The following is a 22862-nucleotide window of genomic DNA, read 5'->3' as shown; positions in this document are numbered from 1 at the left end:
GTATCATACTTGTTTTATCCTATATTTTTACAATTCGTAAAAAGCTGATAGTTGGCTCAAAACCATTCTCTCCGTGTAATTCCAGGTCGAATGGAGTCGTTTTGTTTTTAAAGTCGCCATTAATTAAAAAGGTTGCTGTTTTTACTTTGCCGGTATTTTCACACTTAATGCCTCTTTTTTCAATGCCTTTTTCTCCGTTGTAAACAAGGGACCATTTACCGATGCCCATGTCGATATATGATATTTTAACGGCAAATTTTTTATTTGATGCAAGAAACGCGTCGTTTACATCAAATCCAATTTTATGCCCCCGCCTGGCTACGTAATCATAGTATTTTCCCGGTTGTACCATCCACATTTCAATGGGATGTTCGACTTTTGCAACCGGCTTGGTTTCATATCCCAGGCTATCGCGCTGATATACCCATCTTTCAAAATTCTTTACCGGCTGACCGCCACCTTCTTTAATATAACTTTCCCTTAAGAAACACCATGCATCCGGGGCATCCTCTATTGTTCTTCCCAATTCAAGGCTTACCCAGGCAAGCATATCCGGCAACAGGGAAAATTCATTATTCAACAAATAATTGCATCTCATTTGCAGCAATCTGAGGTTAGCCGTAAAATAGCGGTACGGAAAGGATACTGTCGAATGGCCGAAACGGAAATTCCGCCAGTCTGTTGCCCATTTCTCTTCATACTCTTCGTTTTCCTCTCCATGAAAAAGGTTATTTTTTATTACAGGATTGGATTCGTCTACGTATAAATAGCCATCATCGTCAAGCTTTTGACCGATATGTTTGTCAGGAATATGATAGAGATACATCTCCACAAATCCACGCCTGATACCAAATCCTTTGCTAAACCCATAATTGGATAAACCTCCCATGAACACTTTATGTTCCACCCCAGAGCAAGCTCTTGCCCACGCATCAATGCGTTCTCTTACGTGAGGAACCGTATCGTTGGCACTTGCATTCTTTTCATGATAAGGACCAATGCCTTCATCTCCGTTGGAGGGTGAGGCATAACCTAAAAATAAGCCTCTGACTTCTTTCATGTGTGGTATGCCACTTTTTCCTAGAGCTTTTATGAATTTCAAATAAAGCTTATGGAATTCGGGGTGACTCACGTCATAGTTCGTTTTAATGGGATTTTTTTTATGCTCTTTGCGTATAGGTATATTGTATTTTTTAATCCATTTGGGGGCAAAATCTATTGCTGAAAAATGTAAACGAACAATCGATCCGTAACCTTTCTCATAGGCTGCTTTAATGTTTTCAATTAATGGCTTAAAATTAATTTTTCCTTCTGTGGGTTCTAATTCCCGCCATTTTACCCAGTGCGAAATCACAGGGGTGGAAAGAAAATTGATGTCGGGAAGTTGCTTTATCTTCTCAGGATTCAGACCAAAATTTCGGGCAATGCAGAGGTTCGATTTGACAGAAGGTTTTACTGATGGAGGTAGTGACCAATCCCAACCCTCAACTACAATGTCTTCTGTTTTCCAGTCTGGATTTGTTATATCAGAAATTTGAGTTTTATGATACTCACCCCAATAAGGATAACCGATTACTGAAGGCTCTGCCTTGTCTGGCTGAGAATAGACATCGCAGGAGGTTAAAGTAATAAATACTGTAATTAAAGCAATTAACCTGGTATGCTTCTGGTATTTGGTCATTTTGTATTTTTTTAGGTATTATAAAAAGAGGGAGGCATTGTAACGACAGCTTCCCTCTTTTAATTGTTAAACCTGATATTTAATCTTAAAGCATTGATGTCAATGGTTTAAGTTTTGAAATTCAGATTAATTGATTACTAATTTGGTGGTTGATGTGCCGTTATCATTAGTAACACTTAACAGGTACAATCCTTTAGGGTATGATGAAAGATCTAATTGATACTCATTAGATTTTACCGATTCATTTATTATCATTTCCCCCGATAATGAATATAGCGAAACGTTTGAAATAGCTGTTTCACTACTTATTGTAGTTTTAGTGCGAGCCGGATTTGGGAATACATTAACACCCAATTCTAATTCTTTGTTATTAATGGCAGTACTTGTTCCTTCAGGACCAGATAAAGTAAAGTCATCAAACCAATACGTATTATCCTCTTTTCCATGTTGAACTTGCAGACGAAGATACATAGCATCATTACCTCCTGAGTTTTCAGAAATCTCCACAGTAACTGATTGTTTAAGATAACCTGCTTCTAATCCGTTAAAAGTTACTGTTCCGCCATTGTCAATTCTGGTAACTGTAGCATTTGTTACGTCTGCATTATCCTTATCGTAAGTGTTGCAGACTATCCAAAATGGTCTTTGGGTTGGAGCTGTTAATGATTTTGCGTAGAATGTAAAAGTATACGTTCCCGGACCATGACTACTTATGTCAATGTCACCAACAGATAAAGAGACATCCGCGGAACCCCCGGTGGCGTTATGAATGACAGATTTAAGTGCCTGAGAACTATTTCGGCCTTCACCCGGTGCTAATCCACTATTAGTGACGTCAAATACATTTACGGCATTTTCATTAAACCACATCCCTTCAATGCTCCACTTATCCTCGTTACTGGCATCCTGAAACATCGCTGTTGTATTTTCCACATCACCATTGTTTACGGGTATGTAATAAACAACAGGCGCGACAGCACTTATATCTGTCTGGGCAATTTGAGGCATAGTGGGGTCAAAGCCTCCCCCTACAGTAGTCATGTAACAAATTATTTTGTAGGCATTGTCTGCAACCGGAATATTGGGATCAATTGTTAAGCTAACGTTTGCAGAACCGGTTCCTGCACTAACCGTTTCTCTTGTAAAACCATAACTACCAGTTCCACTCATGGGTTTAATTTGAACATTAAGGTCTTTGGAGTCAGTGTCCGCAACATAGTCTACCGTGACTGTTATTATCTCACCTTGCGTAACTGTGGCTGGTGCAGTCATGTTTGTAATAGCATCTTGTGCATTTACCTGGTTAAAAGCAAATAACACACAAGAAAATGTTAAATAAAGTAGTAGTTTTTTCATAATGATATTGATTTAAAATGTTAGATAATAATTGAATCAAACTTAGGAAACGGGTATTCATTTTATTGCACATTTTTATACCAAAAAATGGTTAAATATTGTGCCGCAATGGTAAATTCCTTTCCTGTTTTGGAATTAAGACTGAGTAGTCGTTTGTATTCTTCCTGCAATAGATTAGTCCAACTTGGTCAATGTGAAATCATCAAACCAAAACGTATTGGTATTTCTTGCATGTTGAACTTGTAACCGGAGATTTTGAGCTTTTGTCGTGTCAGATACTTTTACTGTTATGGATTGTTTTAAATAACCATTTTCTAACCCTTTCCAGTCAACTGTTCCCCCATTGTCGGCAACGGTTAACGTTTGATTGGTGACATTCTTCTTTTTACCGTTAATGGCATTACATACTATCCAAAATGGCCTTTCAGTTGGGGCTTTCAGCGATTTAGCATAAAATGTAAAAGTATATGTTCCCGGCCCGTAAGAACTTATGTCATTGTCCCCAAAGGAAAGCGTAACGTGGGCTGTATTTCCGGTTCCGTTTATGACTTTGGATTTAATCGCCTGAGAGCCATTTCTTCCTTCATCAGGGGCTAATCCACTGTTAGCGGCGTCAAACTTACCTGGCTTGCTGTTTTCATTAAACCACATGCCCTCGATGGTCCACTTGTCACCATTTCTTTTGTTCTGGTACATGGGTGTTGTATCCTCAATATCACCGTTGTTTACAGGGATATTAGTTTGGGCATACGTTAAAGAAAATGCCAATAGCGCAAATGCTGTTGTAAATAATTTTTTCATAGTAATTTTAATAAATGTTAAAAAATTACTGCCAAACATAGTTATTGAATGGATTTCTGATTGGCCAATTTTATCCCAAAAAGTAGCTTGATTTTGTTCGATGTTTGATGGGGGAATATTTGAAAGAGAGTGAATGATCTGATTAATAGGTTAAATGATAGGGGTGGCTTGTTTGTGAAAAAGGGAGGTATGTGAGAGGAAAAAAGAGATAATTAAATAAGAATAGTTAAAATGTCTGGCAATTTTAAACACAAAACATTCTCTTAGGGAAAAAGTACCCCCCTCGATTATGCTTCCTGGCTGCCTCGATTCAGAGTCGGGACAGTTCCACATTAAAGTCATATTTAAGTCATTCTAAACTCATATTAAAGCCGAAATAAATTCGATTATAATTGTCTTTAATCAGGCTTTAGAATGACTTAAATACCTATTGAAAATGATTTTATTGTGAAGTTGGAGCGAAGTAGTTTTGAATATGAGGCGAAGCTCTGTCAGATCGGAAAAACCAATGTCAGGTCAAGTGTAGGATGTCGGTTAAGTCGTCTCTAATTTTCACCTTGCGCAAATCAACAAAAAAGTAAGCATAGCCTTCGCTAAGTGAGTCTTTTTTTGAGAAGCACACGACATAAAGAGCAAAGCTTGGGCCGTCAGATTATACTTGACTTGACACGAGTTCAATGGCAGAAGCACTAATGCGACAGCTGAGTTATTCAATGCTAAAATAAAATATTTCAGAAGCGTTATGGATTTAAATGTCTTCTTTTTAGATTGGCTAAAGTTTGTGCGTAGATCCAACTTTTGGGTGTGGTCCGGTTTGGCATATGATCCATAAAGAGGGCCACATTTGAGCAAAAAAAAGACATGAACCATCCGATCCATATCTTTTTGTATTCTTTCAGTTAGGCAGAAATGATTAATATTCCCTTTCGCTTATCAATTCTCCACTTTCATTATAAATGGCCCAAATGCCGGTTTTGGTGCCCTGGTTGTACTCCATTTCGTATCGAAGGGTGCCATTTTCGTCCCAGATGAACCATTTCCCGTGCTTTTTGCCGTTGTCATATCGGGCTTCAGCTACCTTTGTGCCATCTTCATCCCAGGTAATCCAGGTACCATCCATCTTATTATTCTTGAAATTACGGACTTCTTTTTTGCTGCCGTCTTCAAAATAATAGGTGGTGGTCCCATCTTTTTTACCATCCTGTACACGCATTTCAATATGCACATTACCTTCAGGATAATACTCAATGTAAGTTCCGGAATAAGGATTGTTGTTGAAGTCGTAGTATATACCGTCCTTTTCAACAAGTTGAGCGTGCAACAGTCCACCTGTTACCACCAACGCGAGTAATAATATCAGCTTTTTCATGGCCTTTGTGTTTTAGTAGTTATCAAAAGCCTCCCAACTTGTTCCTGTTATCTATGATAACGTAAAATTAACATTAAAGTTACATATAGGCAACTTTGTTTTAACATTGCCAGGTTTGAATTCAAAAAAAGGAAGACTTAAATACCAGCCTTCCTTTACTTTATCTCATGATTTTTTTTTTTTTTTCTTATTCGTCGCCAACAGTTCCCAACTCGAGGTTAAGAGCATGCATTTCGTTGGTGTTTACCTTCAGTTTTCTTACAACAGGCTTGTACGAAATTATATTCGCCTTAACTGAATAATCTCCTGGTGTTACACCGTCGAAAACAAATTTACCATCAAAGTCGGTGTAAGTTTTTTCGTCACTTCCGTTGAGTTTTACTTCCACGCCTGTTAGGGCTTCTCCGGTCTCCTCGTCGATAATTACACCGGAAATACTGGTATTCGCAACAGCCGGTTCACCGGGCTTCTCGGTTTTTTCTTCAGTAACCGCAAATGCATTTACGGCAACCATTGCAATCATCACTATGCTTAATACTACTGCTTTCATAACATCTATCTTTTAATATTGTACTTTCCGTTTCTTGTTGGTACAAATGTACAGACGCTATGTTATTTTAATATTAAGGCTAAATTATCAGACATTTAAACTTAAACGCCCACTTCTTCGAGTGCTTCTGAAACATTGATTACATAATCAGCAAGTTTCTCGCATTCAGAGAACAGATCGTTGAAGATGATACCTGCTTCATATGAATAAACGTTATTAGCCAGATTATCGAGATGTTCACTTTTAAGCTGGTTTCGGTAATTGTTTATCTGGTCTTCCAGCAAGCGCGCCTTGGTAAGCGTTACCACCAATTCATCCTGCTGAAGGTTTTCCCTCATTACTGATAAGGATTCCTCCACCAGGTTAAACATCAATTCAATTTTTTCCATGGCCGAGGGCTTGAATTTGATGTTCTTTTCTCTCATACGGTTGACCGATCTGGCCAGGTTAAAATTACTGTCAGCAATGCTTTCCAAATCTCCCGCGAGCTTAAGCATAGCTCTCAATCGCTTGCGGCCGGGTTCACTGAGTTTATACTGAGAAACCTGAGTCAGATAATTGGTGATTTCTACCTCCACATTATCGCTGATGCCTTCGTATTTCTGAACTCTGGAAAGTAGCTTGTTAAATTTCTTATCCCGATCCTCGTTGACCATTTTCCTTACAAAGCCAAACATTTTGGTGGTGTGTTTGGCATAAAACTGGACTTCTTTTTTGGCCTGGAGTATGGATAATTCGGAGGTTGAAAGCATACCTGTGGTAATGTATTTCAGCCTGAATTCTTCATCTGAATCACTGGTTTTTTGTGGCACTAAATACTCTGCTACACGCTGTATTATGGGCGTAAACCAAATAAAAATAAACACATTCAGAAGGTTGAATGAAGTATGGAAAACAGACAATGCTATAGGAATAGCTGCCGGCGATTCAGTAGGTGAAACCCCTCCGTTTTTAGTCATTAGGGAATCTATCAGTCCGGTATAACTGTTGAATACACTCAGCATCCAAATAACCCCTAAGAGATTGAATATTAAATGAACCCGGGCGGCTCTTTTGGCACTTATATTTCCCACTGCTGCAGCAATGTTGGCCGTTATGGTGGTACCAATATTCTCGCCCAGTACCATTGCTGCTGCCTGGCTGAATTCGATCCATCCCTCGTTACACATCACAAAGGTAAGAGCCATGGTGGCTGAGGAAGATTGAACAACCACCGTTAATATTGTACCTATACCAAGGAATAAGAGGGTTGTGAAAATGCCGCTATCGGTGTATTGATGAAGAAAACTTAATATTTCCGGATTGTTTTTAATGTCGGGAACAGAGTCTTTAAGGTACTCCAGTCCCATGAACAATAATGCAAAACCGATGAGAAGTTCTCCGTATGAGCGGCGCGTACCTGATTTTGAAAAAATAAACGGTAACCCAAGACCAATCAGGGGTAATGAATAAGCACTTATTTTTACTTTAAAGCCAAAGAGGGTGATAATCCAACCGGTTACCGTTGTTCCAATGTTGGCACCCATAATTACCCCTATAGACTCCTTAAGGGTGACCAATCCGGCATTTACAAAGCTAACAATCATTACTGTGGTAGCAGAAGATGATTGTACCATTGCCGTAACCAGAAATCCGGTTAGAATCCCGAGAACTCTGTTGGATGTCATGGCAGACAGAATGGCCCGCATTTTATTACCTGCAACTTTTTGAAGAGCTTCGCTCATCATTTTCATTCCGTAAAGGAACATTCCGAGAGACCCAACCAGCGATAGAAAATCAAAAAAAGAATATTGCATTTTAACCCCAGTGTGTAAAAGTTCGTATTTTAATACTGTTTATTCAGCAAATAGTTGCGACAAAAATAGAGAAAAATATAAAGGATCAATTTATTCCACACGGTAATTGTATATATAATTGTTTTCGCCTCCGGTAATAAGATTGAAGCGGTAGGCTGATGACTTTAAAAAACCTATAGAAAACCGGGAGGTGCCTTTTAAAGGAAAACCTTTATAAAGAGAACCGTCGCTGTTATATAGGTATATCACAGAGTTGTCTTCACTTACCAATCCAATTTTGTGATCGGATGAGGAGAATTTATATAAGTCCGCAACAGGTTCTACTCTTTGCTCTAATGTTTCTTCCACTTTTGGCTCATATTCAGAATTGAGAATTAGCAACTTTTCAGGGCTTACCAATACATATTCAGGGTCATTTTCGTGCAAAAGAAGGAAGAAGTGATTATTGGAAGTGTTTTCTTCGATCTCTTTTATGGTAGTTTTACCGGATGGAAGCATTATTTTGGCTACCTGACCACCGGAAGTAGAGGATACGATTGCCGATTTTTCGGAATCAGGATGCTCAAGGAAAAAAGGACTGAGATTGTTGCGCTCAAAGCTTTTCCCGGGCATAACCCTGTGGTTTCCTCTTCTGTCCATAATATAATTCCTGTAAGCATCACTGAAGACGATGTAGTCTCTGCCGCTTGTTCTGAAAAATTGAACAGGTTGAGAGACCAGACCTTCAGTTTGGGGGATATTCCAGCCCGGAACCCTGGCTCCCGATTTGTCAAATAAATAAACTTTTCGATCTTTCAGGGCCAGAAAAACGCGGTAATTGCGATTGTCATTGTAATCAAACACTGCTAAACCATTTGCTGCTTCCGAGGGAAGTGTGAAGGGGTATTTGGCCACATGATTACCGTTGCGATCCAATAAATAGAGCTTTTTTCCTGTATTGAACAGATACTGATATTTGTTATTCTTGTAAAAATCGATCTGATGTATTTCACTCAGAATTTTTCCATCCAGTGGTTTTTTCCACAGTATACGGCCCATATTATTGATCAAATAGAGGTTGTGAGCTTCATCCTGAACCAGAATCTCTTTTTCATGAGTATAATGATTATCCACCAGTGCCGGCTTCATCGCCACCATTGTGTCGATCCTGCTTTGCCATATGGTTCTGGGTTCTTTGTCGCGGTGAGGAGCATAATTTCCGTAAAGAGTAGTGTAATTCAATCCCGAGCTGTTAGAAATTTGAAGTCCTGTGGCGTAAAAATTGAACAAGACTTTTTTTTGTTCGCCTGTGGGGTGAAATATGGCCGGATTTAGTTCATTTTCAATGTAAGGAAACAGGTGCGGGATCTCTGCAAAAAGGAAAAAGTTTTCTTCATAAGAAAAGTTTTCTCTGAAAGAAGAATAGTAGGCGTGACTATCCAGTGTTTTATTCAGCACATTGTCATACAAAAAAGACTGAAGTGATTTTTGACTGTCGGCAAAAACCAGATAATTGCGATAAAAGGAAAAATACTGGGTGGGCACATCAGGAAAAATACTTCCCCATACCAGTGTAGCTAATTGAGAGTCAAAACCTCTGTATATTGGAAAAGAAGTGGACTCATCAACACGATAATTGGTAATAGGGGACCGGTTAACACCGTAAAATTCCTGCATTTGCTTTAAAACAGGCAGGGTTGTAGTCTGGCCTTCTGTTCTGAATACCAGGAATCTGCCCTGATTGGGATTGCTTGCATTAAAATTGGAGTATGCCAGGGCCATTTCACCATCGATAATATTTCCAAATGCTTTTAAGAAGGATGTGCCAGTCCGGTTTTCATATTGTTGATCAAGTGATTCAATTTTTGAGTGGTTGTCTTTTCTCAGAATGTAATTGGTGAAATTATCCAGAAATCCTTGTTTATCCGAGAAATTGTATCCTGCAAAAAGCCGGATATTGAGAGGCAATATTTCCTGGATCGTTGGTTTTCGGGGTTCAACCCCGTTGAAAACGGAAATAAACGAAGAATTTGATTCAGTGGATAAAAACCCGTTTAATATTAGTTCATCATCTGAAATTTCGAAATCAAGCACTCCCCAGTCAGCAATCTTTCTCATAAATTGTGCAAACTTCTTTGCTTCTGAAGCGAGAAAAGGTTCCGAAAACTCATCAAGCTTTGAAAACTTAATAAATACCGAACCATCAGCCCTTTTACTGGTGGTTTTTTCGAGTTTTGTGAAAGTAGGATCCTCGTATACCGAACGACCGGACTGCTGTTGCCTTATTGATCCCTCGACGAGTAAAGGAGACTTGCTAAGGGTTAAAGTCCCGTTCTGTAAAGTGCTGAAATAGGATTTGCCAGCGCTGGCCGATTCTTTTGTTTGGAAAATGGTAAAACCAGTGTAGTTTCTTTTTTGGGTGGAATTGTTTTCCAGCCAGGAGTTAATTTCATTTTCCTGACCTTTGTTCTTTAGTGCGATATGGATGCTCCATTCAATAGATTCCTTCCCCAATTTGCTAAATGCTATAACAGTGGGACATTCATCCAGTGACCTGCCTGCCCCTTCTGTGAAAAATAAAGTTGAATCTGTTGTTTCAGAAACCTGGAATATTGATTTGATACTTTGAAAGGATTCCAGCTCAGACCGGAACTTTATGTCTTCATTTAAAATGTTTAATAAATTTGAAGGAGAATTTATTTTAATTATAACCGAGGCATTTGCAGGTACTGCATCGATGGAATTATTAGACTGAAAACTTTGATGCCTGTATAAATTCCACAAAACTGCACTTATAATAAATGTAAAGACCAGGATTATTCCCAGAATACCCAGATTTCTTTTTGACATCAATGGTTGTATTTATTGAGGTTCAACATTGGCTATTTATTTAATTGCAGAATCTAAATAATAACAACGCTACCTGAAAAGAACTTTAATGTTTCAGGAACGGTGAATATTACCGAATAAATGCAATCTTTGTTTGGGCCGTTTGGCTGCCGTCAGGCGAGGAAAGGAACACTAAATATATTCCCGGTTTAACCTTTTTCCCATATAGGTTTTTTCCATTCCAAAGTGCTTTTCCTCCTAATGAGATCGTTTCATAAACAAGGTTTCCGGCAGTATCTGTAATTTTAACATTGGTGCGATTTGCTAATCCGGATATGTTGATGGGCCCCTCATATTCCGGTCTTACGGGATTTGGATAAACATAAACGTCATTAAAAGTTTCATTACCTGATGTGGCATCGCCCCGGTAACTAATCAGTCCGGCGTCTGTTGAAATATAAACTTCACCAGATTCATTGTCTATTTCAATATCACGAATATTGTCAGATGGAAGCGGACTGTTTGTTGTTGTAAAATGGTCCACGGTCTTTGTGCCATCTTCCGAAATAATGTAAAGACCTGATCCCTCAGTTCCAAAATACTTTCTGTTGGCACCATCAATAGCAATCGCTGTCACTCGCTGATTTTCCAGCAAATAATCAGCCAGCCCGCTGCCATCATTTCGGGGTACTTTTATACGAATAAATGCAGGTCTTTCAATATTAAAAATGTTCTCAGGATTATACTGAACCAGAACACCTATGTCTGTTCCTATCCAGATATAACCGTTTTTATCTTTCGCTAAACTGTATATATTATTGGTAAGAGGCTCACCGTTTTCATCCCATAACTCCAGTTTCCCCATGTTGCGCTCGTCCGGGTCATCATCTCTGCTTATCGTACCCCGGTATTGGTCATCCCACTGATTGTCAATGGTGCCATTGTCATTAAATACGAAAATGCCTTTTACAGAACCTCCAACGGCATAGACCCATTTATACCCGTTACTATCAATGATTAATTCTCCAATTTTACTGTAACGGGTTTTGAGGCTTCCATAAGAATACTCATACCAGAGGCTGTCTGCGGCATTATATACAACAATGCCATCAACAAATTCGGAGTTTGTCATATAAAGGTTCCCGTTATTGTCAAATGTGGCACCCCAAACCCTGGTGTATCTGTAGGCTGGTGCACCGGGAGCATTGCTCAAAGGACTGTTATCCTCCGTGTAATGTTTTTTGAGAATTATATCTCCTTCCTGATCTGTTTTGCCAAACTCAAAAACTCCATTTCCCCAGGATGATATAAAAACATTATCCGGATTAACTGGATTCGCTGCGATATTCACCAGATCTCTGACGCCGGAAGTAAATAAATCAGTGTTACTTCTGGTGAAGAATTTCCACTCGGTATCTTTTAAAATTGAAACCACGGGAGGAATATTTGCATTGTTATACAATGAGCCAAAACCGCCGGGAACAATCCAAAGGTCATCCTGGATTTTGGATGTTTTAAGAACCTGATTTGAATAGGGTCCTGAAGGGAGAATTTGCTGAAATGTGTTTGCTCCGCTTTTGTAAAACAGTCCACCGTCCCAGTCCGCAAAAACTAATCCACCTGAAGAAGAGCTAAAGGCATCTTTAAAGGAGGGCTGATAGGGGTCACTGTCTTCTGAGTTTTGAACTGAGCTCAAACTCTGAGTAATATTAAAAGAGGCGTCCAGGAAATGAACCTGATTTCTTGTTGCGAGTATGTAGTTCCGGCCATCCCAGGTTATGCTTTCAAATTGATTAAAATTTCGGAGTGCCGTATCTTCTGTCTCGGAAATTTGTATAATTGAAGTTGATTCTCCTTCAATACCACGTACGGCTATTATCCCATTTGATGATTTTGCCAGGTCACAATATTCTTGATTGTCATCAGAAATAAGGTTCCAGTTTTCATAAAAGGCAAGAGACGTGTTTAAATCTGCCCGCAATACTCCGGAAGATGTAGCAGCATATATGAAGTTGTCCTCAATAATTGTTGTATTGACTTTCAGAAAGGTGGCTTCGTTACCAATTATTAATGTTGAAGCGATTTCATTTTTTTCAATGTCAATTTCCAGTATGCCAAAATCAGTGCTGCAAAAAACAGAACCTTCATGGTAAAGAAAGTGGTTTATCCGTTTGCTGGCAGTCAATGCTTCAATTTTGAGATCGGGTATGTTATGGACTTCCCCGTTTCTGAGAATGTCTATATTTCCGTTTTCGTAACCTATCAATATAGTATTGCCCCCACCTAAAGCTTTGATTGTTGAAATTCCGCCATCGGACAAACCGTTAATTTTATTTTTTACGGAAATAGAACGCGTTTCTTTATGGAAAAAGATTAGACCCAGCTCTGTGGCGCCAATAATAAAATCGTCTGTTTCGTCTACCTGAAAACATTTCTTATAAGAGAAATAGCCTTTCCATCGATCCTGACCATGAGTATTGTGGGAAGGACTGAATAAAAATCCGAAAATGAGGATGTAGAAAATTATTAACTGATGGTTCATAAAAAGCTATTAATTGATGGTCTTTAAATATTCTACCAGTTTTTGGACTGCCCGGCCCCTGTGGCTTATTTGGTTTTTTTCGGTTAAAGGCATCTCAGCGAAAGACATGGTTGCTTCATCGGGCTTAAAAATGGGGTCATAACCAAAACCGCCCATTCCGGAAGGATGGGAAAGGATGACTCCACTAACAATCCCTTCAAAGAGCACTTCTTTTTTGTTAATAATTAATGCAATAACTGTTCTGAAGCGGGCCTTTCTGTTATGTTTATCCTGCATTTCAGCTAACACCTTTCGTATGTTGTCATTGCTATCTTTTGCAGGACCGGCATATCTGGCAGAGTATACACCGGGTTCTCCTTTTAAAGCTTCAATTTCAAGCCCTGTATCATCGGCAAAGCAATCTTTACCCAACTGGTTATGGATATACCGGGCCTTTTGCAGAGCATTGGCTTCAAGAGTAGTTCCTGTCTCGGGAACTTCCTGTGTAAAGCCAATATCTGCAAGGGATTTTACCTCCCACTTTTCTGTTAACAGGTGGGCAATTTCTGACGCTTTATGTTGATTATTGGTAGCAAAAATTAAATCCATAGCAATAAGTGTGATAGTGCGAAAATACAAAAAATCTAAACCCGTCGCAGTTCATCCTGAGGTACAATGTTTACTTTGCCATCTATAAAGCAAAAAAAGGCAAGGTAAATATGCCCTTGCCTTTGATGTTGTAGAAAAAATCAGATGGTATTTTTTGTTTAAAATCCTCCACCGTATCCATATTTCATTAAGTCGGTTCTTGGATTAATAACCATGACCGGTACCTTTGCACTATTGGCAATGATATATTGCTCCTGGGCTCCCAGGACGTAATCATGGAAGGCAATATCACGGGTAGTCATGATGATAATAAGATCGGCATTGTTTTCTTTTGCAAAATCAATCGTTTCCTGAGAAAAAGAGTTTTTATGCTTGGCAAGAATAAGTTCGTAATCGATGTTCTTCTCTTCAAGGAAGTTTTTACAGAAAACAACGTTTGCTTTGGTTTTTCCATCTACGCCGCCATCCTTAGAAGTGGAAGAGAACAGGAATATTTTGGTTTGAAAGAAGCGGGACATATACTCTGCCCATCTTAGTTTCTCTTTGTTTTCGGATTTAAAATCTACCGGGAAAACGATTTTTGTATAATCATTTTTTTGCGGAGGTTCCTGAACTACCAGGAATGGAACCCTGGAGCCGACTATAACTTTTAATGCCCAGCTGCCGGTCAGCTTTTGGAGACCTTTCATGCCATGTGTTCCCATAACAACCATGGCACTCTCAAGTTCTTCAGAAACTGCATTAATTGTTTTAAAGATGGAACCTTCTTTGACAAGAGTTTGGATATTGACATTAAGCTTTTTCTGAATCCTGGAGGCTTCTTCTTTTAATTTCGATTCGGCATTACCAGTCTCGGAATCTTTTTTAACTATATGAAGCAGCGTTATGTTTGTATTCAGAACAGCAGATAGATTTGCTGCATGGGCTGCAGCATTGAACGCTACATCGGTAAAGTCGTAGGGTACAAGAATACTATGCATTAAGCTTTCCATGGTCAGATCAATTCGGTCAGTTTTATTCTATTTAGCGGCTAAAGATAACACTTTTGTTTTTACAAACATTAAAGTTTTTAGGGCATTTTTTTGAATTCACTGAAACTGTAGATTAATGTTAGTTTTTTGAAGACTTTTTTTATATTGCGAGATTGTTACGACAATAAAACTTGGTCATGATTGAAATCATATCTAATCATATCTTTATTTTTTTTCTGGTTTTTCTTCTTATCATTCTGGTTATAGTGATATGGATTAGAAATTATATTTCAATTAAAGTAGAGAAACTTACAAAGGAACGGGTTTCCCTTGCTTTAAAGGTGAAAGAAAAAGCGCACCGTATCCAGACCCAGTACGATAGCGAATCCGTTGTTCATACGCATCAGGGACCCAAAAAGAGATCAAGAAAATATCAAAAAGTCACAGTTCTTTTCGCCGATATACAGGGGTTCACCAGAATTGTAGAGCAACTCAATCCTGAAATGCTGATTGATGAACTGGATCAGTTCTTTCTTCAATTTGATGAAATTGTTGAAAAATATGACATTGAAAAGATTAAAACCATTGGTGATGCGTATATGTGTGCCGGAGGATTGCCTTTAAAAAACAGCACCAATCCTGTTGAAGTTGTTTTGGCCGCCATTGAAATGCAAAATTTCATGGAGGAAATGCGCCGCTTAAAAGTCATCGAACACAAAGAATATTGGGAGTTGCGTATTGGTATTCATACCGGACCGGTTATTTCAGGAATGGTAGGCCGAAAGAAAATATCATTTGACATCTGGGGAGATACTGTCAACATCGCCAGCCGTATGGAATCTTCTGGCATTGCAGGAGAAATCAATATCTCAGGCATTACCTGGCAATTGGTGAATGAATTTTTTCAAGGGGAACACAGAGGAAAAATGCCCATTAAATACAAAGGTGAAACCGATATGTATTTTATAAGGGGAATTATTCCTGAATTATCGATAAACGGGGAAGGGAAGGAGCCCAATGAATTATTCCGGATCAAACTTCAGCACATCCGTTTTGTGGATATGGAAGAAGCCATTTTAAACAGACTGGAAAGTGAATTATCCGACGACCTTACCTATCACAATATGAAGCATACAGTGGATGTAGTTACCCAGGTTGAAATTATTGGTAAAGGCGAAAACATTAGTGAGGAAGAGATGCTCCTGTTGAAAGCAGCAGCCTTGTTTCACGATAGTGGGTTTTTAATTGCGTATGAAAATCATGAAGATAACAGTATAGAACTGGCGCGGGAAATATTGCAAATGTATGGATTCCAAAATGATCAGATTGAAGAAATTACCTCTCTGATTAATGTGACCCGCAAAAATGCTAAACCAAGAAGCCATTTGGAAGCGATTCTTAAAGATGCTGACCTTGATTACCTGGGGCGTTCAGATTTTATTCCCGTGAGTCGTAATCTTTATCATGAAATACAAACCTTTAATGGCAAGATGACCATTGACGAATGGAACAGAAAGCAAATCAGCTTTATTTCAAACCACCGGTATTATACCAATACCGCCAAAAACCTCAGGCAGGTAAAAAAAGAAAAACAGTTAAATGCCCTCAGGGATTTAATGGATAATCAGTCATAATTCCAATAATCTTTTTAAATTTGCTTAAGATGGAAATTTTTTGATTGCCCCTTCTCTAGTGGATTTTGATAACGGGGTAATGAATTAATTTTGGTTTTTTTTAGTGAGAATAGTAATTACAAACAATAAATTTAAGTATGGCCATGGCAAAAAGTATTGAACCAGAAAACAAACTGCCAAATATGATTGGACAGGGTACCAAAATAGTGGGCGATGTGGAGACCAACGGAGATATCAGAATTGATGGGCAAATTGAAGGTAATATCAATTCTAAAGGCAAAGTAGTAATTGGTTCCAACGGATTAATTAAGGGTGAAGTGTTTTGCAGTAATGCCGAACTTGCTGGTTCTCTCAATGGAAAAATTAATGTAAGTGAGTTGCTTTCACTTAAAGCCAGTTCTAAGATTAATGGTGATATTAAAACCGGAAAATTAAACATTGAACCAGGCGCTATATTTACCGGAACCTGTAATATGGGAAATCAGGGGTCTTCACCACAAACACCTCCCAAGGATATTAAAAAATAATTGATTTATATGGGTACACTTCTGTATAAAGCTTTATTGATAAAAGAGTTTTTTTACGGCCTGCTAATCAAAGGGATGGCAGGCCTTATTGTTTTTATTGAAGCGGAACATATTCCAAAAAACTGGTTTTATCTCGCCGCCATTATTATAGCTCTTTTTCCTTTGAGTACATATATTTTAAAGGAAATCAAGGCTTATTCTCACCAAGCTCCGGGTTTTGGGTTAGTTGTGATTTCTATGCTAAAAATGCTTCTTATTCCTGTTTTGATCATCTTGTTTTTTGAAAAGGAACATGAAGATATTGAGGTATTTGTAATTCCATCTGTAGTGGCTTATTTGGTTCTCCTTTTTATGGATACAAAATGGAAAATCAAATGGCTGTTTCTTAGAAAGTATTAATTTTATAAGTTCAAAATTGATTGTAAAAAAGAAACTTACTTTCCATTGAGTGCGTATAGAAATATTGTGTTCATAAAATGAGTTTTTTACCGGGGCATTAGAATTAATTTTTCTCATCAAAATATCCCTGAAAATTGAGAATATTATTCATCATATTCTTTCTGTTAGTGACAAGCTTGAACCTTCAGGCTTCTTCGGAACATGCTGAAGAAGAAGGGGCGGTTGATGCTTTTGGACTAATAATGGGGCATATTAGTGATTCCCATCAGTGGCATGTAATTGACTACACTAACCGGCACGGACACCCTGTGCATATTTCTATGCCGCTACCTGTCATTTTGTGGCATGACAATCAGCTATGGTTTTATTCATCCGATTCTTTTTTCCATGCAGAGCATCCTGTAAAAATAGGTAATGACCACTTAGTGCTTGAAGACGGACATTTTTACCTGACAGATCATGAAGGAACCATTATTAGAGATGGGCAAGGTTCCATAACCAATCCATCGCCTTTGGATTTTTCAATTACGAAAAATGTGGCCAGCATGATTCTGTCAATGTTATTGCTGTTGTTAATATTTTTGTCTGCAGCCAAGGCTTATGCACGCTATGGGATGCCTCCCCCTAAAGGTTTCCGGGCAATTCTTGAACCGTTAATTCTTTTTGTTCGTGACGATATAGCACGAAGTCAGATAGACGAGGACAAAGCCGATAAGTTTGTTCCGTTTTTACTTACGTTATTCTTTTTTATCTGGATTAATAATCTAATCGGTATTGTCCCATTTTTTCCGGGAGGAAGCAATCTGTCCGGAAATATAAGCTTTACAGCAACTTTGGCTGTTTTTGCCTTTTTGGCCATTAATATTTTTGCGTCAAAAGACTATTGGAAACATATTTTTATAGCTCCGGGTATGCCCTTCCCGATTAAGATACTTTTGGTGCCACTCGAATTTGTTGGGATTTTCATTAAACCTTTTGCTTTAATGATTCGTCTGTTTGCCAACATCACTGCCGGACATATCATTATTTTAAGTTTGATTTCAATTATTTTCATCTTAAAATCCATTTACATCGCACCTGTTTCAGTTTTGTTATCGCTTGTGATGTTTATGCTTGAATTATTGGTGGCTGTTTTGCAGGCTTATATTTTCACTCTGCTGACAGCTTTATTTATAGGAATGAGTACTAGTAAAACAGAACATTAACTCATAAAATAAAAAAATATGGAAGCTATTTCACTTACCGCAATTGGACTTGGATTAATCGTACTAGGGGCTGCTCTTGGAATCGGTAAAATAGGGCAATCGGCCATTGAAGCCATGAGCCGCCAGCCCGAGATTAGTTCAAAAATACAAACCGCTATGATTGTTGCGGCAGCCCTTATTGAAGGGGTTTCACTGTTTGCCATTGTGGTAGCATGGCTGGTTGACTAAGGCCCTTTCATCGGATTTTGGAATAATCCAAATATTCAATTATGGAACTATTAACTCCAAGTCCGGGATTGATATTCTGGACATCGCTGACATTTATAATTCTTCTTTTGGTCTTGCGCAAATTTGCCTGGCCATCTATATTACGTGCGCTAAAAGTGCGTGAAGAAACCATTTCTTTTGCCTTGGAAGATGCCCAAAGAGCCAAAGAAGAAGTGGAGATGATGGAGCAGAAAAGACGTAAAATCATCGGAGAGGCCAGAAAAGAGAAAGATGCGATTTTGAAGGAAGCCCGTCAGCTTAAGAGCGAAATTCTGGAAGAAGCTAAAGAGGCGGCGGGCAAGGAAAGTCAAAGATTGTTGGAAAAAGCCAATCAGCAAATTGAAAAGCAAAAGCACGATGCTTTGGCTGAGATGCGTGAGACTATTGGACGACTTTCTCTTGAAATAGCAGAAAAGATACTTAAAGAGGAACTCTCACAAGATGATAAGCACAAGAAGGTGATCAATACTTATCTGAGAGAGATGAACCTGAACTAAGCACCGTAAAATGAACAGAGGCCCCATTACAGTCAGGTATGCAACAGCATTATTCGAGCTGGGAAAGGAAAAGAAAGAGCTTGACAAGCTTTATACTGATTCCAAGCTCCTGCTTGATCATTGCCTTTCGGTAAAAGATTTCTGTGCTTTTATTAATAATCCGGTAATCAAACCATCTCAGAAAAAGAAGGTCATTCATAAGGTGTTATCAGGCGAGCAGCATCCCATTATGTTAAAGTTTGTGGATCTGGTGATTGAAAGAAACAGGGAGCCTTTGCTGGGTGATATGATCCGTTATTTTGAATATCTTTATAAGAAGTTTAAAGGGATAAAAAGCGTTCAGATAATAACGGCTTCCTCTCTTGATGAGTCCTATTTTGAAGAGCTTAAGTCTTACATCGAAAGAGAATTTGATGCGCCCGTTGAAATGGAAGCCAAAGTGAAACCCGAAATTATTGGTGGGTTGATCCTTGTTGTGGATGACAAAATAATTGACAACAGTATAATCCACCAGATGAAATTGATAAAACAGAAATTTTTGAGTTAAAATATAACCGGTATGGAACAAATTCGTCCATCGGAAGTATCCGATTTATTACGAAAAGAAATAGAAGGGTTCCAGTCAGCTACCGAACTTGAAGAAGTTGGTACCGTATTGGGGGTTGGTGATGGCATTGCCCGTGTTTATGGGTTGTTAAATGCCCAAGCCAATGAATTGGTGGAGTTTGATAACTGTATGGGTGTTGTTTTGAACCTGGAAAGTGACAGCGTTGGAGTTGTTCTTTTTGGTGAATCGCAACTTGTATCAGAAGGTGATATTGTTCGCCGTACCGGACGAATTGCTTCCATTAAAGTAGGTGACGGGATGGTAGGCCGCGTAGTAAACACTTTGGGTGAGCCTATTGACGGGAAAGGATCTATAAAGGGTGAAACCTTTGAAATGCCTCTGGAGCGAAAAGCACCGGAGGTGATTTACAGACAGCCTGTTAAGGAACCCTTGCAAACCGGTCTCAAAGCGATTGATGCGATGACTCCTATTGGTCGTGGACAGCGCGAACTTATTATAGGAGACCGTCAGACCGGGAAAACCGCTATTGCACTGGATACCATTATAAATCAGAGATCTTTTTATGAAGCTGGTAATCCGGTATACTGTATATATGTTGCAATAGGACAGAAGGGGTCAACTGTTGCCCAGATTGCAAAAACCTTGCAAAAGCATGGGGCAATGGAATATACAATTATCCTCTCAGCAACGGCAGCTGATCCCGCTGCAATGCAATTCTATGCACCTTTTTCTGGTACCTCCATCGGGGAGTTTTTCAGAGATACCGGCCGACATTCACTCATTATTTTTGACGATTTATCCAAACAGTCTGTTTCATATCGCGAAGTTTCACTTTTGCTGCGTCGCCCGCCGGGACGTGAAGCATTCCCCGGTGATATCTTTTATCTTCACTCCAGATTGCTGGAAAGAGCAGCCAAAATAATAGAGTCAGATGCGATTGCCGCAAAGATGAATGACATTCCCCCATCTTTGAAAGATAAGGTAAAAGGTGGAGGAACCCTGACGGCATTGCCTATCATCGAAACTCAGGCGGGTGACGTTTCGGCTTATATCCCCACCAACGTTATTTCGATTACTGATGGTCAGATATTTCTTGAAAACAACCTTTTTAATGCCGGAGTCAGACCAGCCATTAACGTGGGTATCTCCGTTTCAAGAGTGGGAGGTAATGCCCAAATTAAACCCATGAAAAAGGTGGCCGGAACGCTCAAACTTGATCAGGCCCAATACCGTGAGCTGGAGGCATTCTCAAAATTTGGATCTGATCTTGATGCTGCAACAATGGCCGTTCTTGATAAAGGACGAAAAAATGTTGAACTGCTCAAACAACCCCAATATCAACCGGTGGCTGTTGAAAAGCAGGTGGCCATTATTTATTGCGGAACAAAAGGGTTGTTGAAAGATGTGCCTATGGACAAAGTGCGGGAATTTGAAAAAGACTTCTTCGACACTCTTGAAGTAAGACATCCCGAAGTTCTTGAAAGAATAAAGAGCGGTCAGCTTGACGAAGATATCACCGCAAAAATTGAGCAGGTAGCCCTGGATATTGCTTCTCATTTTGAATCTGATGATGAAGACATTTAATACATGAGCAACTTAAAAGACATAAGAACCCGTATTGGTGCCATAAAAACGACCCGCCAGGTAACAAGTGCTATGAAAATGGTATCTGCTGCCCGGCTGAAAAAGGCTCAGGATGATGTTGGGCACATACGTCCATACACCTCCCATTTACTTGGGATTATTAATGATATGGTGGCTGCTCATCCCGATGTTACAATTAAATATACTACTCCGGGCCGCGGAACAAAGGTGGTGCTATGGGTAATTGCCTCCAACCGGGGCTTGTGTGGTGGTTTTAATGCGAATATTGTTAAGGCTGTACAGAATCTCCTTAAAACTGAATTGAGGGATGATTACAGGAGTGGCAATGTAGAAATCCGGGTTTTGGGTAAACAAGCCTGGAAAATGCTCAGAAGCCGAAATATTATTCCTACCCTGCTGGAGGAGGGACAGCTTTCAGATCCTACGTTTAATAAAGTCTCAATGCTGGCTGAAGAGCTTCTTGATGAATATGATCTTGGAATTCTTAAGAAATCTATTGTTGTTTATAATGAGTTTATTAATGCTGCTGTTCAGCAAGTTCAGGTTCAGCAATTTCTGCCCATTGCCATTCCCGAAATAAAACGGGATAAGGCCATTTCAAAATATATTCTGGAGCCTAACCGCCAGACTATTGTTGATACATTGATGCCCAAAACGTTAAAATCAATGTTCTATCAGGTTGTGCTGGAATCTATTGCTTCTGAACATGGGGCAAGGATGACCTCTATGCATAAAGCGACGGATAATGCTACCGACCTAATAAAAGATCTTCAGTTGTCTTATAATAAAGCTCGTCAATCGGCCATTACCAATGAGTTGATTGAAATCACCTCAGGAGCTGAAGCACTTAAGAAATAGAAGTGTTTCAAGCCTCTTGAAGCAATTTCTTTTTCAGAATTTTCATTCCTGATGACGCTTTCTCTTTTATTGGATGGATACTTGGAGACGATTGATATTCGGGTGATCCAGGGTCAATGATGTAAACAGGGACAGAAGACGATACATACTGAAGCAGTCCTGCAGCCGGATATACAGACAGGGAAGTACCGATTACCACAAAAATATCCGCCTGAGAAACAACTTCAGCAGCTTCCATGATGGCATCAACCGGTTCTCCAAACCATACAATGTGAGGCCGGAGTTGAGATCCTTTTTCACAAATATCTCCTTCTTTCAATTCCCAATGATCCATTTCATAAATCAATGTGGGATCAACGGTGCTTCTTACTTTCTTAAGTTCCCCATGCAGGTGTAAAACATTTGAATTGCCTGCCCGTTCGTGCAAGTCGTCCACATTTTGGGTCACAATTCTTAAATCAAAATACTTTTCAAGATCAGCCAGGTCGTAATGTGCCGGGTTTGGCTCTGACTCAAACAATTGTTTTCTCCGTTGATTGTAGAAATCCAGAACCAACTGCCGGTTGTTTTCCCATGCCTGCGGAGAGGCAACCTCTGTAACGTCGTACTGCTCCCATAGTCCACCCATATCGCGAAAAGTTTTAATTCCACTTTCTGCACTTATGCCTGATCCGGAAAGAACTACCAGTTTTCTCATCTGATATTTATTTTGTGTCTCATTAAAATTATGAAAGGAACTAATATAATAGATTTTACCTGTGTTGTTAAGTGGAAGCTGAAATAAAGCACCTCGGAATGGATAAAAAATTTTTTACCTTTGAAAGTTGACAAATTAACAAA

The 22862-nt window shown here is 39.1% G+C and carries 20 protein-coding genes; 9 read left to right on the top strand and 11 right to left on the bottom strand.

Translation table 11 applies throughout. The annotated features are described in order from the left end of the window. Window positions 1–19: 19 nt before the first annotated feature. The 10 genes from DDZ16_RS10755 to DDZ16_RS10705 form a co-directional block, all read right to left on the bottom strand. Window positions 20–1681, bottom strand: coding sequence for a hypothetical protein (locus DDZ16_RS10755; RefSeq protein ID WP_109264472.1), 1662 nt, complete (start codon window positions 1679–1681; stop codon window positions 20–22). Window positions 1682–1807: 126 nt separating this feature from the next. After that, on the bottom strand, window positions 1808–3037 hold the full coding sequence (locus DDZ16_RS10750; RefSeq protein ID WP_109264471.1) for a T9SS type A sorting domain-containing protein: 1230 nt from the start codon (window positions 3035–3037) through the stop codon (window positions 1808–1810). 174 nt (window positions 3038–3211) lie between these two features. Beyond that, window positions 3212–3838 carry a hypothetical protein gene (locus DDZ16_RS10745; RefSeq protein ID WP_146192230.1) on the bottom strand — a complete coding sequence of 209 codons (627 nt, stop codon included), beginning with the start codon at window positions 3836–3838 and terminating at the stop codon, window positions 3212–3214. 913 nt (window positions 3839–4751) lie between these two features. Then, on the bottom strand, window positions 4752–5207 hold the full coding sequence (locus DDZ16_RS10735) for a toxin-antitoxin system YwqK family antitoxin (RefSeq protein WP_109264467.1): 456 nt from the start codon (window positions 5205–5207) through the stop codon (window positions 4752–4754). A gap of 187 nt (window positions 5208–5394) precedes the next feature. Then, on the bottom strand, window positions 5395–5757 hold the full coding sequence (locus tag DDZ16_RS10730) for a carboxypeptidase-like regulatory domain-containing protein (protein ID WP_109264466.1): 363 nt from the start codon (window positions 5755–5757) through the stop codon (window positions 5395–5397). Between the two features lie 101 nt (window positions 5758–5858). Then, entirely contained in the window at window positions 5859–7553 is a 1695-nt protein-coding gene (locus DDZ16_RS10725; protein WP_109264465.1) for a Na/Pi cotransporter family protein, read from the bottom strand. 90 nt (window positions 7554–7643) lie between these two features. Then, window positions 7644–10382: a DUF3352 domain-containing protein gene (locus DDZ16_RS10720; protein ID WP_109264464.1), complete on the bottom strand. Its 2739-nt coding sequence runs from the start codon at window positions 10380–10382 to the stop codon at window positions 7644–7646. A 109-nt stretch (window positions 10383–10491) separates the two neighbouring features. After that, a complete protein-coding gene (porZ, locus tag DDZ16_RS10715) occupies window positions 10492–12903 on the bottom strand; it encodes a type IX secretion system anionic LPS delivery protein PorZ (RefSeq protein WP_109264463.1) in 2412 nt (803 codons plus the stop codon). A 9-nt stretch (window positions 12904–12912) separates the two neighbouring features. Then, window positions 12913–13491, bottom strand: a complete 579-nt coding sequence (locus DDZ16_RS10710; protein ID WP_109264461.1) for a non-canonical purine NTP diphosphatase — start codon at window positions 13489–13491, stop codon at window positions 12913–12915. A gap of 158 nt (window positions 13492–13649) precedes the next feature. After that, on the bottom strand, window positions 13650–14483 hold the full coding sequence (locus tag DDZ16_RS10705; RefSeq protein ID WP_109264460.1) for a universal stress protein: 834 nt from the start codon (window positions 14481–14483) through the stop codon (window positions 13650–13652). A 176-nt stretch (window positions 14484–14659) separates the two neighbouring features. Between DDZ16_RS10705 and DDZ16_RS10700 the strand changes: the two genes are divergently transcribed. The 9 genes from DDZ16_RS10700 to atpG all read left to right on the top strand — a co-directional run bounded on the left by DDZ16_RS10700 (window position 14660) and on the right by atpG (window position 22022). Next, window positions 14660–16096: an adenylate/guanylate cyclase domain-containing protein gene (locus DDZ16_RS10700; protein ID WP_109264458.1), complete on the top strand. Its 1437-nt coding sequence runs from the start codon at window positions 14660–14662 to the stop codon at window positions 16094–16096. A 143-nt stretch (window positions 16097–16239) separates the two neighbouring features. Further along, a complete protein-coding gene (locus tag DDZ16_RS10695; RefSeq protein ID WP_232526611.1) occupies window positions 16240–16623 on the top strand; it encodes a bactofilin family protein in 384 nt (127 codons plus the stop codon). A 9-nt stretch (window positions 16624–16632) separates the two neighbouring features. Further along, entirely contained in the window at window positions 16633–17022 is a 390-nt protein-coding gene (locus DDZ16_RS10690; RefSeq protein ID WP_109264456.1) for a hypothetical protein, read from the top strand. Window positions 17023–17156: 134 nt separating this feature from the next. After that, entirely contained in the window at window positions 17157–18227 is a 1071-nt protein-coding gene (gene atpB / locus DDZ16_RS10685; protein WP_109264454.1) for a F0F1 ATP synthase subunit A, read from the top strand. Between the two features lie 18 nt (window positions 18228–18245). After that, on the top strand, window positions 18246–18455 hold the full coding sequence (atpE, locus tag DDZ16_RS10680) for an ATP synthase F0 subunit C (RefSeq protein ID WP_109264453.1): 210 nt from the start codon (window positions 18246–18248) through the stop codon (window positions 18453–18455). A 41-nt stretch (window positions 18456–18496) separates the two neighbouring features. After that, entirely contained in the window at window positions 18497–18991 is a 495-nt protein-coding gene (atpF, locus tag DDZ16_RS10675) for a F0F1 ATP synthase subunit B (protein WP_109264451.1), read from the top strand. A 10-nt stretch (window positions 18992–19001) separates the two neighbouring features. Next, entirely contained in the window at window positions 19002–19538 is a 537-nt protein-coding gene (atpH, locus tag DDZ16_RS10670; protein ID WP_109264450.1) for an ATP synthase F1 subunit delta, read from the top strand. Window positions 19539–19550: 12 nt separating this feature from the next. Continuing rightward, a complete protein-coding gene (gene atpA / locus DDZ16_RS10665; protein ID WP_109264449.1) occupies window positions 19551–21143 on the top strand; it encodes a F0F1 ATP synthase subunit alpha in 1593 nt (530 codons plus the stop codon). A 3-nt stretch (window positions 21144–21146) separates the two neighbouring features. Further along, complete coding sequence (gene atpG / locus DDZ16_RS10660; protein WP_109264448.1) at window positions 21147–22022, top strand: ATP synthase F1 subunit gamma; 876 nt, start codon at window positions 21147–21149, stop codon at window positions 22020–22022. Window positions 22023–22029: 7 nt separating this feature from the next. Here the strand turns inward: atpG and DDZ16_RS10655 are convergent, their stop codons facing one another. Next, a complete protein-coding gene (locus DDZ16_RS10655; protein ID WP_109264447.1) occupies window positions 22030–22719 on the bottom strand; it encodes an SIR2 family NAD-dependent protein deacylase in 690 nt (229 codons plus the stop codon). Window positions 22720–22862: the final 143 nt, after the last annotated feature.

It is taken from the genome of Marinilabilia rubra (genome assembly GCF_003121985.1).
Classification (GTDB): domain Bacteria; phylum Bacteroidota; class Bacteroidia; order Bacteroidales; family Marinilabiliaceae; genus Marinilabilia; species Marinilabilia rubra.
This window is presented reverse-complemented; position numbering and strand designations above follow the sequence as displayed.

Coding starts and splice junctions, on each gene's coding strand:
- DDZ16_RS10655 (WP_109264447.1), bottom strand. CDS start 22,719: ATGAGAAAACTGGTAGTTCTTTCCGGATCAGGCATAAGTGCAGAAAGT.
- atpG (WP_109264448.1), top strand. CDS start 21,147: ATGAGCAACTTAAAAGACATAAGAACCCGTATTGGTGCCATAAAAACG.
- DDZ16_RS10720 (WP_109264464.1), bottom strand. CDS start 10,382: ATGTCAAAAAGAAATCTGGGTATTCTGGGAATAATCCTGGTCTTTACA.
- DDZ16_RS10755 (WP_109264472.1), bottom strand. CDS start 1,681: ATGACCAAATACCAGAAGCATACCAGGTTAATTGCTTTAATTACAGTA.
- DDZ16_RS10730 (WP_109264466.1), bottom strand. CDS start 5,757: ATGAAAGCAGTAGTATTAAGCATAGTGATGATTGCAATGGTTGCCGTA.
- DDZ16_RS10705 (WP_109264460.1), bottom strand. CDS start 14,483: ATGGAAAGCTTAATGCATAGTATTCTTGTACCCTACGACTTTACCGAT.
- porZ (WP_109264463.1), bottom strand. CDS start 12,903: ATGAACCATCAGTTAATAATTTTCTACATCCTCATTTTCGGATTTTTA.
- atpE (WP_109264453.1), top strand. CDS start 18,246: ATGGAAGCTATTTCACTTACCGCAATTGGACTTGGATTAATCGTACTA.
- DDZ16_RS10725 (WP_109264465.1), bottom strand. CDS start 7,553: ATGCAATATTCTTTTTTTGATTTTCTATCGCTGGTTGGGTCTCTCGGA.
- atpH (WP_109264450.1), top strand. CDS start 19,002: ATGAACAGAGGCCCCATTACAGTCAGGTATGCAACAGCATTATTCGAG.
- DDZ16_RS10690 (WP_109264456.1), top strand. CDS start 16,633: ATGGGTACACTTCTGTATAAAGCTTTATTGATAAAAGAGTTTTTTTAC.
- DDZ16_RS10700 (WP_109264458.1), top strand. CDS start 14,660: ATGATTGAAATCATATCTAATCATATCTTTATTTTTTTTCTGGTTTTT.
- DDZ16_RS10735 (WP_109264467.1), bottom strand. CDS start 5,207: ATGAAAAAGCTGATATTATTACTCGCGTTGGTGGTAACAGGTGGACTG.
- DDZ16_RS10695 (WP_232526611.1), top strand. CDS start 16,240: ATGGCAAAAAGTATTGAACCAGAAAACAAACTGCCAAATATGATTGGA.
- atpA (WP_109264449.1), top strand. CDS start 19,551: ATGGAACAAATTCGTCCATCGGAAGTATCCGATTTATTACGAAAAGAA.
- DDZ16_RS10710 (WP_109264461.1), bottom strand. CDS start 13,491: ATGGATTTAATTTTTGCTACCAATAATCAACATAAAGCGTCAGAAATT.
- DDZ16_RS10745 (WP_146192230.1), bottom strand. CDS start 3,838: ATGAAAAAATTATTTACAACAGCATTTGCGCTATTGGCATTTTCTTTA.
- atpF (WP_109264451.1), top strand. CDS start 18,497: ATGGAACTATTAACTCCAAGTCCGGGATTGATATTCTGGACATCGCTG.
- DDZ16_RS10750 (WP_109264471.1), bottom strand. CDS start 3,037: ATGAAAAAACTACTACTTTATTTAACATTTTCTTGTGTGTTATTTGCT.